This window comes from Kineococcus radiotolerans SRS30216 = ATCC BAA-149 (assembly GCF_000017305.1).
GTDB lineage: Bacteria > Actinomycetota > Actinomycetes > Actinomycetales > Kineococcaceae > Kineococcus > Kineococcus radiotolerans.
In genome coordinates, this window is the sequence record NC_009806.1 from 138,867 (window position 1) to 151,736 (window position 12,870).

Annotated in this window: 12 protein-coding genes; all 12 read left to right on the forward strand. The window is 70.9% G+C overall.

Annotated features, from left to right (window positions below; all coding sequences use genetic code 11):
- The first annotated feature begins 7 nt into the window (after nt 1-7).
- The 12 genes from KRAD_RS24855 (at nt 8) to KRAD_RS25525 (ending at nt 12,815) form a co-directional block, all read left to right on the forward strand.
- Entirely contained in the window at nt 8-766 is a 759-nt protein-coding gene (locus KRAD_RS24855; RefSeq protein WP_012001921.1) for an SAF domain-containing protein, read from the forward strand.
- Nucleotides 766-2,094 carry a hypothetical protein gene (locus KRAD_RS24860; RefSeq protein ID WP_012001920.1) on the forward strand — a complete coding sequence of 443 codons (1,329 nt, stop codon included), beginning with the start codon at nt 766-768 and terminating at the stop codon, nt 2,092-2,094. Before KRAD_RS24855 ends, KRAD_RS24860 begins: the two co-directional genes overlap by 1 nt.
- A complete protein-coding gene (locus KRAD_RS23360; RefSeq protein ID WP_012001919.1) occupies nt 2,091-3,449 on the forward strand; it encodes a TadA family conjugal transfer-associated ATPase in 1,359 nt (452 codons plus the stop codon). The genes KRAD_RS24860 and KRAD_RS23360 overlap by 4 nt, the downstream gene beginning before the upstream one ends.
- The gene (locus tag KRAD_RS23365) at nt 3,446-4,492 is read left to right on the forward strand and encodes a type II secretion system F family protein (protein WP_012001918.1); all 1,047 of its coding nucleotides are present in this window, start codon (nt 3,446-3,448) and stop codon (nt 4,490-4,492) included. Before KRAD_RS23360 ends, KRAD_RS23365 begins: the two co-directional genes overlap by 4 nt.
- Nucleotides 4,489-5,406, forward strand: coding sequence for a hypothetical protein (locus KRAD_RS23370; RefSeq protein WP_012001917.1), 918 nt, complete (start codon nt 4,489-4,491; stop codon nt 5,404-5,406). Before KRAD_RS23365 ends, KRAD_RS23370 begins: the two co-directional genes overlap by 4 nt.
- A 269-nt stretch (nt 5,407-5,675) precedes the next feature.
- Nucleotides 5,676-6,038: a hypothetical protein gene (locus KRAD_RS23375; RefSeq protein WP_012001916.1), complete on the forward strand. Its 363-nt coding sequence runs from the start codon at nt 5,676-5,678 to the stop codon at nt 6,036-6,038.
- Between the two features lie 59 nt (nt 6,039-6,097).
- A complete protein-coding gene (locus KRAD_RS23380) occupies nt 6,098-6,625 on the forward strand; it encodes a TadE/TadG family type IV pilus assembly protein (RefSeq protein WP_041293804.1) in 528 nt (175 codons plus the stop codon).
- Nucleotides 6,622-7,152: a TadE/TadG family type IV pilus assembly protein gene (locus KRAD_RS23385; protein WP_012001914.1), complete on the forward strand. Its 531-nt coding sequence runs from the start codon at nt 6,622-6,624 to the stop codon at nt 7,150-7,152. The genes KRAD_RS23380 and KRAD_RS23385 overlap by 4 nt, the downstream gene beginning before the upstream one ends.
- 161 nt (nt 7,153-7,313) lie before the next feature.
- On the forward strand, nt 7,314-7,709 hold the full coding sequence (locus KRAD_RS23390; protein ID WP_012001913.1) for a pilus assembly protein TadG-related protein: 396 nt from the start codon (nt 7,314-7,316) through the stop codon (nt 7,707-7,709).
- Nucleotides 7,709-11,083, forward strand: coding sequence for an AfsR/SARP family transcriptional regulator (locus tag KRAD_RS23395; protein ID WP_012001912.1), 3,375 nt, complete (start codon nt 7,709-7,711; stop codon nt 11,081-11,083). Before KRAD_RS23390 ends, KRAD_RS23395 begins: the two co-directional genes overlap by 1 nt.
- On the forward strand, nt 11,083-12,030 hold the full coding sequence (locus tag KRAD_RS24865) for a prepilin peptidase (protein ID WP_157874024.1): 948 nt from the start codon (nt 11,083-11,085) through the stop codon (nt 12,028-12,030). Before KRAD_RS23395 ends, KRAD_RS24865 begins: the two co-directional genes overlap by 1 nt.
- 548 nt (nt 12,031-12,578) lie before the next feature.
- Entirely contained in the window at nt 12,579-12,815 is a 237-nt protein-coding gene (locus KRAD_RS25525) for a hypothetical protein (RefSeq protein ID WP_012001910.1), read from the forward strand.
- Nucleotides 12,816-12,870 lie beyond the last annotated feature (55 nt).

Here is a 12,870-nt window from a genome sequence, read left to right on the forward strand (position 1 = left end):
GCTCCTGATGTCCTTGACCAAAGCCGCGCAGAAGACGCCCAACGGCACCCCCACCGCGACCGCAGCTGCCCTCAAGGACGCCTCGACGACCCCGACCAAGGGAGCGTCCATCAGGGCCCGCAAGAGCGATGGGACCCCGGCACGCTCGCGCCCTCAGACCAAGAGCAGCAGCCAGGCGAAGACGAACCGACCGATGGCCGCGCTCGCGGTTCTGATCATCGTCGGCTCGGCCACCGCTGGGGCGGTGCTGTACTCCAGCGCCGGTGACCGTCACGACGTGCTCGCCCTGGCCCGCGACGTGCCCGCCGGACAGAAGATCACCGCGGAGGACCTGCGGGTCGCTGAGGTCAACGGGTCGGGCTTCTCCGCGGTCATCAAGGAGCACGCCGACCAGGTCGTGGGCTCGACCGCCATCTCGAGCCTGCCCGAAGGGGCCCTGCTGACGAACAAGATGTACCAGGACGACCCGATCCCCGAACCGGGCAACGTCATCGTGGGGGCTTCGCTGAAGCCGGGTTCGGTGCCCTCGGACGCGCAGCCCGGGCGTCGGGTGGCCGTCTGGAAGGTCGGCGTCGTCAACGGCAACGCGCCGGTCGCCGACGCCGAGCAGATCGTGGAGTCGGCGCTGGTGACCGAGGTGTCCACCGACGTCGCCGGCGGCAACACGCTGCTGTCGCTGGACCTGCCCCGCGACAGCGCCGCCGCGTACACCTCCGCCGCGGCCGCGGGCACCGTGGCCGTCTCGGTGCTGCCGGTGGGCTCCTGATGGCCCTCATCGTGCTCGGGGCAGCCAAGGGCGCCCCCGGAGTGACCACGACGACCGCCGCCCTGGCCGCGGTGTGGCCGACCCCCGCGCTCCTCGTCGAAGCCGACCCCAGCGGGTCCGACCTGCAGCTGCTGGCGCGCGGGGACAACGGCCGCCACCTGCAGGGTGGTCAGCGCGGCGCCGGAGTCCTGGGTCTGGCCAGTCACGGCGGGAACCGCTCCACCCTCCTGAAGGAGCCCATCACCCAGAGCTGCGACCTCGGCGTGCCCGTGATCATCGGCCCCCCGCACCCGCGGGCCGCGCAGGCGATGGGGCCGGCGTGGAACCAGGTGGGCAACGCTCTGGCTCAGCTCTCCCGCGAAGGCGAGTTCGACGTCCTGGTCGACATCGGCCGCCTCGACGACGAGAGCGTCGCCCTGCCCCTGATCAGCCGTGCCGACGTCGTGGTGCTGGTGACCCGGCGCAACCTGCGTGGCATCGCGCACACCCGCCGAGTGGCCGCCATCGTCGAGGAGCAGCTGCGCCTGAACTCCGCCGCCGCTGCTGGCGCCACCCCGCGCCTGCTGATCGTCGACGACCTCGACACCCCCAAGCGCGTCGAGACTCAGTGGCCCCTGGCCGCGCGGGGTCTCACCCACTCCTGGTCGATGCTGCCGCCGATCACCTGGGACGCCGCCGGAGCCCGCGACCTCTTCGACGCCACCGCCGCCCAGCGCGACACCAGCGCCTTCCTCACCTCCGTGCGCACCATCGCCACCGAGCTGCACGACATCGCCCGGCACTTCGCCGCCCCCGCCGGCGGCGACGCCGCGCTCGGAGCCGCACCCGAGCTTCCGAGTCAGTCCGTCGCGCCGTCGCCGCAGGCCGTCACCTCCTCGACGACTTCATCGGGCTCCTCGACTCCTGCGGCCGCCGCGGAAGCGCTGGGCACCACCAAGGACCTGGGTGGGCACCCGGCATCTCCCGACACCGCCGGTCTGAGTCCGCTGCAGGTCGGCGCGGTGGGCCCCCCGGTTCCTGCCGGCGTGGTGTGGCCCCCGCTGCCGCCGTCGCGACGAGGAACGGCTGCCGGCTCGCACGCCAGCGACTTCGGCACCGACCTGGACGCCAGCCTGGAAGAGCGAGACCCGGCCAAGACCGGTGAGAACCCCGACTCCGCGAGCGCCACCGAGGAAGACCCCGACTCCGCGAGCGCCACCGGCCCCAGCACCGACCCCAGCACCGACCCCAGCACCGCCCGCGACGAGGAGACGGCTCCTGATCCGGTGACCGTCACGCACCCCCACCGTGATCCGCAGCTGACGAGCTCAGGAGCAGGACAGCGATGACTCTTCAACCCCTCACCTCTGGCATCGAGCAGCTGCCCGACACCTCCCAGGTCGTCGACTTCGCCCTGGTGCAGCGTCTGCGGACGACGGTGGCGGCCGGCCTGAACGCCGAGCGCCGGCGGCGAGCCGACGACGAACAGCTGCGGGAGATGACCAGCCAGGACGAGCTGCTCTTCGCTGACTCCCTGATCACCCGCAGCATTGCGGCGGAGAAGCAGGACCAGATGCAGCTCGGGCACCGCCTGACCGGGGAGGATGAGCTGCGCGCGGCCCTGCGCGCAGCGATCTTCGGTCTGGGCCGACTGCAGCCGCTGGTGGACAACCCCGCGCTCAGCGACATCGCCATCAACGGCTGCGACCAGGTCTGGGTCAAGACCCTCAGCGGGCAGAAGCTGCGCGGTCCGGCCGTCGCGGAGTCCGATGAGGAACTCATCCAGTGGGTTCGTGACACCGCGACCTACAACGGGTTGTCGTCTCGTCCCTTCGACCCGGCCAACCCCTACCTGCAGATGCGCCTGCCCGGCAACCACCGCCTCACCGCACAGATGTCGACCTCGGAACGTCCGGTGGTCTCGATCCGCCTCTACCGACTGCAGTCGGTGCGCATGCACGAGCTGCACGCCCGGGGGATGTTCACCGACCGCATCGGCGCTTTCCTGCACGCCGCGGTACGCGCCAAGAAGGCGATCATGCTGGTGGGGGAGACCGGCTCGGGCAAGACCACGCTGCTGCGGGCGCTGGCCAACGAGATCCCGGCCCGCGAGCGCATCATCACCATCGAGCACTTCCTGGAGCTGGGGTTGCCCCCCGAGCTGCACCCGGACCTGGTCGCCTTCGAGGAGCGACCCGCCAACGCCGAGGGCCTCGGCGCGGTGACCATGGAGGACCTGGTCATGAACTCCCGGCGCATGGACCCCGATCGGGTCATCCTCGGGGAGTGCATTGGGCCTGAGGTGGTCGCGCTGCTGGACTCCATCACCCAGGGCAACGCCGGGGGACTGTCCACGATCCACGCCCCCACCGCCCACGCGGCCATCGACAAGATCGCCCTCTACGCGGTCAAGGCGCCCACGCCGCTGACGATGGAGGCGGCCAACATGCTGACCTCCATCGGGTTGGATCTGCTGGTCTTGGTGAAGAAGACCGAGCTGCCCGACGGCACCGTCCGTCGTCACGTCGCCAGCATCGTCGAGGTCGGCAAGTACGACGGGCAGCAGGTCATCACCAACGAGCTCTTCAGAGCGCCGACCGGCGCGGTGCAGGCCCTGCCCAAGGCCGCGCTGTCGGACGAGCTTCGCGAGAGCCTGAAGGCTGCCGGCTACGACGACAAGCAGTGGGCGCAGGACGCGCGATGATCGACCAGACCTTCCTGCTGGTCACCCTCGCCGGTCTCGTCTTCGGGTTGGGTGTCGTCCTGCTCGTGCTGGCCCTGCGCGGTCAGGGCGCCGGCGTTCGCCCACCGCGGGCCTTGCAGCTGGGTCATTGGCCGCGCGAGACCAGGATCCGCTGGGGCGTGGCGGTGGCCGGGGGGCTGCTGACCCTGCTGATCACCCGGTGGATCACCGTGGCGCTGGCCATCGCCGTGATCGCGGTGATGTGGCCGCGTCTGTTCGGCGGCGCGCGCAGTCAGGCTCGCCAGATCCGCAAGCTGGAGGCGCTGGCCAGTTGGGTGGAGTCGTTGCGCGACACCATCAGCACCGGGCAGGCACTGCCGGAGGCCCTGCCGGCCAGCGCACTGACCGCGGCCCCTGAGATCGCCGAGCCGCTGGCGAACCTGTTGGACCGCATGCGCGCGCGCCAGTCCCTGGACCAGGCGCTGCTGCTGCTGGCCGATGACCTCGACGATCCTGAGGCGGACAGCGTCATCGGCGCGTTGGCCATGAACGCACGGGTGCAGGGCAAGCGGCTCAACGTGGTGCTGACGTCGCTGGCGGAGTCGGCGCGCAAGCAGCTGACCATCCGCCGTGAGATCGAGGCCGGGCGGGCGAGCATGCGCCGCGGGGTGACGTTCGTGATCATCACCACCTGCACGCTGGTCATCGGCATGACGGTCTTCAACCGCGACTACGTCGAGCCGTACTCCACCGTCACCGGTCAGATCGTCTTGGCCATCGTCATCGGGCTGTTCACCGCCGGCTTGTTCTGGCTGCGGCGCCTAGCCGACTTCGAGACCCGGCGCCGGTTCCTGGTGACACCCCAGACCACCTCGCAGGCGGCGGCTCAGTCCCTCCAGCCCGTCCCGTCGGCTCAGTCCGGGGAGCGAGCTGACGTGCGGGGCGCAGGCGAGGTCGACGTGGCCTCGTCCTTGGACCTGCCTTCGGCGCCGACGCTGGCTCCCGCCGGGGTCACCTCTGCCCCGACCTCCGCCTCGACCTCTGCCTCCGGAGGGACCCGATGACCGCGATGGTGCTGGTGGCCATGCTGCTGGCGGCGGGTCTGCTGCTGCTGGTGCGCGCGCTGCGTCCCTCCCAGCCTTCCCTCGGTGAGCAGCTGGCCCGCTTGGGCGCGCAGACCAGCTACGACGAGCGGTACCGGGCCGCGGCCAGCACCGCACGCTCGCACACCTCCAAGGCCCACCGGTGGCTGGCCCGGCGCCTGGCCGGCACCCCGGTCATGACCAGCACCATCGACGACAAGCTCAGCCGCGACCTGTCCCTGCTCAACGTCGACGCCGCCGCGTTCACCGCAACCCGAGTGGCCATGGTCGCGGCCGGGTTCCTCCTCGCTCCGGTCCTCTGCTTCATCGCCTTGGCCGTCACCGGTGGAAGCACTCCCGCGGTGGTGGTCCTGACCGTGACGTTGCTCGTGACGTTGGTGGCCTACGTGGTGCCGGCCCGGCGGGTGCACAGCACCGCGGAGTCGCGGCGCGCAGACTTCCGCGCCGCCATCACCTCCTACATGGACTTGGTGGCCATGCGCGCCGCGTCTGGGGCCGGCGCCTCCGAAGCCCTCGCCGACGCAGCGCGCATCGGACGCGGATGGCCTTTCGCGCGCGTCCGCCTGGCCCTGGCCGATGCGCGCATCAGCGGCTACACCCCTGCCCGCGCGCTGGGACGGCTGGGAGAAGAGATCGGCATGCACGAGCTGCAGGACCTCTCCGCGCAACTGCTGCTGGCCGACGCGACCGGCGCGCAGGCCGAGGTGACCTTGCGCGAGCGCGCTCGGTCGTTGCGCGATGCCCAGCTGGCGGTAGCCCAGGGCAAGGCCGGTGAACGCAGCCAGACGATGGTCATCGCGCAGCTGCTGCTGGCGTTGGGGTTCATGCTCTTCGTCCTCTACCCGCCGGTCTCGAACTTCATGACGGCGCTGTGATGAACCCGCCCACCAGGTCATCGACCAGGCAGCTGGCTAGGCCCCCGACCACGACACGACACGAACCCCGGCGTGCGCCCCGGTTCGTGCTCCGGTCCAGACCATCCCGTACGGGGCGCCAACCGCCATCCCGGTCTCGACATCAACTCGGCGTTGTCCACAGCCTCGGCTGCGGCGATGGCCGTGATGACCACCTCGGTGATCTGCTCACGGAAGAGCCCCCAGTCCACACCAGCCGCTCCCGCCGCACCGCATCCTCGGAGGAACCCATGTCCAGCACCGTCCTCGACGCAACCTCGAGCACCAGCGCTGAGCTCACCACCGGCTCCGCCAGCGACTTCGCCACCGTCATCCGCTCCACGGGTTCCTCGGTGCCGACCCAGCGCATGACCCCGGCCGCGCGCGCGGTCCAGATGGCCCACCGGCTCACCTTCCACCTGCCGGCGCTGATCGTCGTCGCCGCCGTGATGAGCCGCCTCGTGCAGGCTCCGCAGGAGCAGGACCAGGAGGAAGGCTTCTCAGTCGCGGAGTGGGTCATCGGTGTCGCCATCATCGCCGCGCTCGCCATCGCCGTCGGCGCCTTGATCACCACCAAGGTCACCGACAAGGCCAGCAGCATCAACCTGGGCTGAGCTGCAGCCGTCGGGTGCCGAACGGCACCCGACGGTCCCGTCCCGCCCCCGGATCCGACATGAAGGACGTCTCCATGTTCAGCACCTTGCACGCGACGCGGCAGCGGTTGCGTTCGACCGCGCCGCGGTCGAAGGCCGCGCCGGCGGCCGTGTCGGCGAGCAGGGCCGAGCAGGACACGGAACGCCAGCCGGGGGAGGGCCGGGATCAGACCAAGGGTGAGGAGGGCTCCACCGCGGTGGAGCTGGTGATCCTGACCCCGCTGATGTTCCTGCTGGTGCTGCTGATCGTGCAGTTCGCTCTCTTCCTCCACGCTCGCCAGGTCGTCACCGCGGCCGCGGAGCAGGGTGTGCGCAGCGAGCGGTTGTCTCGAGCCGGTGGGGGAGAAGGTGCCCAGACCGCGCTCGCGTTCGCGGCCCGTGTCGGCGGCAAGGCGGTGACCGGGGTCAATGCTCGGGTCGCGCGCGGGGCAGACGCGGTGACGGTCAACGTCAGCGGGGAAGGTCAGTCGATCATCCCGTGGATGCACCTGACGGTCACCGGGACCAGCAGTGGCTCGATCGACCAGTGGACCGGGGACGTGTCGTGAGCGACTTCCAGACGCGGTCTCACACGCAGACCCAGACACCGGCTCAGACGTCGGCCCAAGCGCATGCACGGGTCGGTGCCCTGGCGACCGCGCGGCGGGTGCTGAGTCCTCAAGGCCGATCCGAGGAGGGGGCGGGAATGATCGACCTCGTCGTCGTCACGCCCATCCTGGTGTCCATCCTGTTGCTGGCCGTGGGCCTGGGGCGGGTCCGCAACGCTGACCAGCTCGTGCGCTCGGCCGCGGAGGACGCTGCACGCGCAGCTTCCCTGCAGCGCACCGTCGCCGGCGCTCAGGCCGCGGCCGCCGACACGGTGAGCAGCTCGCTGCAGTCCGCTCAGACGTCGTGCACCGGCGGGCCGGCGGTCTCCGTCGACATCAGCCGGTGGCGACCGGGAGGTTCGGTCAGCGTGACGGTCAGCTGCACCGCAGCCTTGTCGGACCTGACCGCTCCGGGACTGCCGGGCAGCAAGACGATGAGCGCGCGCGGAACCTCGCCCATCGACACCCGCCGGTCGGTCGCGACGTGAACCGCTGGCCATCGCCCTGGGCCGCGGCCAACAGCGTGAGTGCTGGTGCGCATCGTCTCGACGTCGTTGAGGTCATTGATGGCCCTGCCGTTCCTGCCGTCCCCGCTGGCCCCGCTGTCCCCGCCTCGAGGGCAGGTGCGGGGGAGGAGGGCTCGGCACTGGTGTGGGTGGTGCTGTGCCTGCCGATGCTCTTCGCCCTGCTCGGCCTGATCTTCGACGGCGGAGCGGCTATCGCTGGGGCTCAGCAGGCCGACAACGTCGCCGACCAAGCCGCTCGCGCCGGCGCGGACCAGCTCGACGTCAGCGCGGCGCGCTCGGAGCAGGCGTTGTTCGGTGGCGCCGACACCGCTCGGGCGTCGCGGGCGGCCTGCGAGTACGTGAGCGTCGCTCTACCGGGGGCGAGCTGCACGGTCACAGCCAACGCCGACACCGTCACCGTGGCCGTCGCCGCCACCGTCCCGGCGCAGTTCTTCGGGGTCATCGGCATCCACCAGCTGAGCATCGACGGCAGTGGGTCTGCCGACAGCCACACCGGTATCGACGAGGAGGTTCAGTGATGAAGCAGGTCCGCGCAGTCCTGGCGGGGGTGGCACTGCTGGCTCTCGTCGCCGGCGTGCCGGTGCTGCTGCTCCACTTCGTCGGCAACCCGCTGCCGGCGTCGGTGCCGGACGTGTCGATGCTGCTGAACACGCAGGTCGACTCCACCTTCGTGATCAACACCTTCGCCGTCGTCGTGTGGTTGGCGTGGCTCAACTTCCTGGGATGCGTCCTGGTCGAGGCGAGCTCGGTCATCGGTGAACTGCGCGGGCGCCCCCGCGTCGGAGTGAGCATCCCGCTGAACTTCGGCGGGCAGCACGTCGCTCGCCGGCTGGTCATCACGGCGGTGGCGGGCATCGTCGGGGTCTCCGCACTGGGACCGACCGCGGCCATGGCCGCCACGCACACCACGACGACCTCTAGCGTCAGCGCGGTCAGCGCGGTAGGTACGGGGTCGCTGGGAGCGGTGACCACCGAGGCCTCCACATCGCCTGGCGGCGGTGCCGCGGCCTTGGCCGAGGTGGGTGCTCCGAGCGTGGATCCCGCCTCGCTGGGCGCTCCTGCTCAAGCCGCGCCGGGCGAGGCAGGAACGGCGCCTGCTGCCTCCTCGGTGCTTCCCACCTACGAGGTGAAGGGCAGTCCCGGCAACCACGACAACCTGTGGGACATCGCCGAGGTCCACCTGGGTGACCCGTTGCGCTGGCACGAGATCTGGGACCTCAACCACAACCACGTCATGAGCGATGGGGACCGCTTCGAGCATCCCGAGATGATCCGGCCCGGGTGGGTCTTGAGCATGCCCGCCGACGCGGTGGACCTGCCCAGCATGACCGCCGCAGCTCCCATGCCCGCGGTGTCAGCTCCTGACACCGGTGCAGGTGAGCAGGGCGGCCCCGCCACGCAGGAGTCTCCGTCCGCAGCAGATCAGGGCGCCGGCACCAGCACGGGCGCGGACGCGGACGGGAACGGAGGAGCGGGGGCCACGAGGGCTTCGCAGGTCCCCTCGAGCCCCGCAGCTCAGCCCGCTCCGGCAGCCCCCAGCGCCTCGGCTCCGGCAGCCCCTTCCGCCTCTACCCCCTCACCCGCGACCTCCAGCAGCTCCGAGAGGGCAGCGGCCACGACGAGCTCCGCTCGTGATGCTGCTGCCAGCGATACCGCGGATGACGCGGTGGTCGACATGCGCACCGTCGGGGGGATCGGGCTGCTGCTGGCCTCCGGCCTGCTGGGCGCGGTGGCTCTGCGTCGACGCCGGCGCGAAGTCCGGCGCCGGGCGGGGTTCCGCGCTCGCGCACCGCACGCGGCCGCGGCCGCGATGGAGACCGAGCTGCTGAGCCTGCACACGCCCATGTCACTGGACCTCATCGACCGCGGTCTGCGCCGCCTGTCGGCCGACTTGGCCGAACAGGAGCAGCCCCTGCCGGGGATCGCCACCGCACGCCTGAACGGCGAAGGGTTGCTGCTCAGCCTCTTCGAGGCAGCAGAGCTACCCGCTCCCTGGGAGCAGGTGGACGACGAGGGGTTCGAGTGGCTGCTCAGCGGCGCGGCCGCGGCGGAGTCCGACGACGACATCGACGCTCGCGTGCCCGCACCGTGGCCGAGCCTGGTGACCCTCGGCTACGACGTCGACGACGCGCACCTGCTCGTCGACCTCGAGGAGCTGCTGGCTCTGAACATCGCCGCCGCCGACGAACAGCAGAGCCAGGCCATGCTCAACGCGTTGGCCCTGGAGCTGGCTACCACGCCGTGGGGCGCTGGCCTGCAGGTGACGCTGGTGGGCTGCTGCGAGGACCTGGCCGGTCTCGTTCCCGAGCGCATGCGCTACCTGCCGGATCTGCCGTCGCTGACGCGCGAGCTGCAGCTGCGACGCAACGACGTGGCGCGGGTACTGGCGGAATCGGGTCTGGACGACGTCGCGCAGGCTCGCCAGGAGGTGGAGGCCGGCGACGTGTGGTCGCCGCACATCATCCTGGTCGGTCACCCGCTGGACGCTGATGAGCAGGCAGCCATCGGCGAGCTGCTCAACGACCTGCCCCGGGTGGGCATCGCCGCAGTGACCACCGACACGGAGGGACTGGGGGAGTGGGGCCTGAGCGTCGACGTCACCGACCCCGCGTGGGCGGAGCTGACGCCGACCCGCACCCGACTGCGACCGCAGACGCTGGGCGGTGAGGACTACGACCTGGTCCTGCAGATGCTCGACTCCGCCGAGCAGGAGGCCAGCGAACCCGTCGAGTACGCCTTCGCCACGCCCAGCACCGAACCCCACCTGCTGGGCAGCATCCCCGCCGTCATCGACCTCACCTCCTGGGACGAGGAAGAGGGGCCTGTCGCCGCTGGTCAGTACACCGCCGCAGCGTCGGCCATGACCAGCTCGACGACCAACTCCACGACCAGCCCCGCTGCCGACGTCCTCGGCGAGGTCAGCGATGCCCACCCGGGCAACGGCTTCACCGGTGGCCAGGCGGCCGGTGGTGTCTTCGAGAGTGCGAGCGGTGACACGAACGGCGACCCGAGCGCGCACCGGGACTCGGACCTGAGCGGTGCCGCCACGGTGAACCGCGCGCCGGCACACGGGGCCGACCTCGAGGGCGACGCGGAAGCCTGCGAGGCAGCCGCGAACGTGCGCGCAGCTCAGCTGCTGCGTGAGGCCGGTTTCGATGAGCAGATGCCGCTGGTGCGGGTCCTGGGGCCGGTGGACGTCCAGCGCGATGGCCAGACCATGGAGCTGACCGGGCGGCGTCTGGCGCTGGGGGTCTACCTCGCCTTGAACCCCGGTGTGGGTTCGCGAGAGCTCATCGACGACTTCTTCCGTCAACGGACTGCTCCCACCACCCTGCACCCGCGCGTCACCGAACTGCGCAAGGCCTTGGGAACCCACCCTCACACCGGAGAGCAGCTGGTGCCCTTGAACTCCGACGCCGCGGGGTACCGACTCCACGAGTCGGTCCTCACCGACTGGGACCTGCTGCAGCGCCTGGCGGCCAGCGACGACATCGACATGCTGGAGGCCGCCCTGAGCCTGGTGCGTGGTGTGCCGTTCGCACGGGTCGGCAGCCGCGTCACGCGCTACTACGTCTGGACCGAACGCGTGGAGGGTGAGATCCGGCAGCTGGTGACCGACATCGCCGTGACCGTGGCCGTCCGCGCTCACGAGGCCGGGCAGTTCCAGCGAGCCGAGCGTGCAGCCGCGAAGGGGCTGCTTCTCGAGCCTGGACACGAGCAGCTGCGGCGAGTGCACTGGCTCGCTCTGGCGGCGCTGAACAAGCGAGAGGCGCTGCGTCACAGCGTGGAAGAGCTGACGCAGGTCAATGAGGAGCTCGGATGCGATGAGGACCCCGACACGGTGACCCTCATCGATCAGCTGCGCGCTCAGGGCGCGCTGCAGGCCGCGTGATGACCACTGCAGCGCTGGTGGCGCTTCCTCTCTACGCGACGCTCACACCGGCCCTGACTTCGTCGGTCGGGGGAGTGGGCCTGCTCGTGGGGGTGGCCGCAGCCGCTGCGGTGCTCGCCGGCGCCGCTCAGCCGTGGCTTGGACACCGCGCCGGCCTCCTCGGTCGACCTCACCGCGCAGGCGCGGCCGCGGTGACCGGGCTGCTGACCCTGCTGAGCTGCCTGGCGGTGGGCCAGCTCCGCCCGGCACTGCTGGCGACCGCGCTGACTGCAGCAGTCACCTACCCCCTCTTCACCGTCGATCTGAAGCAGAAGCGTCTACCGATCGCCCTGGTCCGCCCGGTCACAGGGTGGGTGCTGGTGACCCTCAGCCTCGACGCGCTGCTGATCGACGGCGGCGGGCGACGGATGGCGACGGCACTCGCGGGCGCGGTCGCGGGTGCAGTGGTCTTCCACGGCCTGCGGGTGATCTCCCGCGGGGGGATGGGCCGGGGGGACGTCCGCCTGGCCAGCCTCCTGGGTCTGCTCCTGGGGTGGTTGTCCCCGGCGACGGCGCTGCTGGGGTTGGCGTTGAGCTTCGTGCTGGCGGCCGCGGCCCTGGTGCCCTTCCTGCTCACCCACCGCCTCCAGCGACACACGAAGGTGCCGTTCGGCCCGTTCATGCTTGTGGGCGCGTGGACCGCGGTGGGGCTGCACGCCGTGGCATTTCTGTCGGCGTCGGGAGTGAGCTCGAGCTTCTCGCGCGCCACCGGCGTGATCGAGACCCTTTCCGCCTGGGCAGGCCCTGCTCTGCTGCTGACCGCACTCGCTGTGGCGGTGTGGACGACAAGGGAGGTGGCTCAGCGTGCCGGGGGCCTAGGCCCGGTGGTGTACCCGCAGCCGATGACGGCGACCGCGCCCGGCGTCGTGGTCAGAGAGGACGGTTGGCCGTGGCGCTCCTCTCGATGACTTCGGGCTGGCTCCTCGAGCAGGCACCTGCACGCGATGTAGCCGCTACCCCGGCGACCCCAACGGCTCGCACGCAGGCTCGCACGCAGGCTCGCACGCAGGCTCGCACGCAGGCTCGCACGCAGGCTCGCACGCAGGCTCGCACGCAGGCTCGCACGCAGGCTCGCGACGGCGCGATGCTGGAGCCCTTGAGGGAGTGGCGGCCGCACCACCACCTGGGCGCTGTCTCGGCCGAACCGCGGGCGAAGTGGTTGACTGTGTCCTCAACGCGACGTCACGCCCGCCGACCAGGCCAGCGACAGGTCAGGCGCGAAATCTTCTGCTGCGTCCTGTCACATGGGCGCTTGTGCAGGCACCTACCTGGACGTGAAGACCTACAGCCTCCGCCCTCCAGCTTCACCGCGCCCTGGATCCTCGCCGCGCCGGCGCCTCCAGCGTCATCCGTCTCGAGTCGGCGACTCGACCTCGGCCACGGACATGATCGCGGTTCTCCGCGTGTCGCGGCGAGTCTGCCTGATACAGCATCAAGACTGCGGTAGGACTAGCGCATGCCTGAACGCAGGAAGCCAGGAACGCCGTCACGCGGGGATCGCAAGCCGATCATCACTCGCGTGCCCACGGACCAGGCCGCTCACTACGAGCAGTGCGCAGCGGCTCTGGGGCTACCGCTCTCGGACTACATCGCGCTCTGTCTCGCTGAGCGGCACGGCAAGCCCGTGCCCTCCTACATCAAGGTGCGCAAGCCCGACGAGTCTCACCAAGAGGAGCTGCGCATCAGCGCCTGACTCCGACGCGGCCGGTCTCTCCACGGCCTGCACGCCACCATCCAGAATCGACGAC

Coding starts and splice junctions, on each gene's coding strand:
- KRAD_RS23395 (WP_012001912.1), top strand. CDS start 7,709: ATGAAGCAGGTCCGCGCAGTCCTGGCGGGGGTGGCACTGCTGGCTCTC.
- KRAD_RS24860 (WP_012001920.1), top strand. CDS start 766: ATGGCCCTCATCGTGCTCGGGGCAGCCAAGGGCGCCCCCGGAGTGACC.
- KRAD_RS23380 (WP_041293804.1), top strand. CDS start 6,098: ATGAAGGACGTCTCCATGTTCAGCACCTTGCACGCGACGCGGCAGCGG.
- KRAD_RS23370 (WP_012001917.1), top strand. CDS start 4,489: ATGACCGCGATGGTGCTGGTGGCCATGCTGCTGGCGGCGGGTCTGCTG.
- KRAD_RS24865 (WP_157874024.1), top strand. CDS start 11,083: ATGACCACTGCAGCGCTGGTGGCGCTTCCTCTCTACGCGACGCTCACA.
- KRAD_RS25525 (WP_012001910.1), top strand. CDS start 12,579: ATGCCTGAACGCAGGAAGCCAGGAACGCCGTCACGCGGGGATCGCAAG.
- KRAD_RS23375 (WP_012001916.1), top strand. CDS start 5,676: ATGTCCAGCACCGTCCTCGACGCAACCTCGAGCACCAGCGCTGAGCTC.
- KRAD_RS24855 (WP_012001921.1), top strand. CDS start 8: ATGTCCTTGACCAAAGCCGCGCAGAAGACGCCCAACGGCACCCCCACC.
- KRAD_RS23365 (WP_012001918.1), top strand. CDS start 3,446: ATGATCGACCAGACCTTCCTGCTGGTCACCCTCGCCGGTCTCGTCTTC.
- KRAD_RS23360 (WP_012001919.1), top strand. CDS start 2,091: ATGACTCTTCAACCCCTCACCTCTGGCATCGAGCAGCTGCCCGACACC.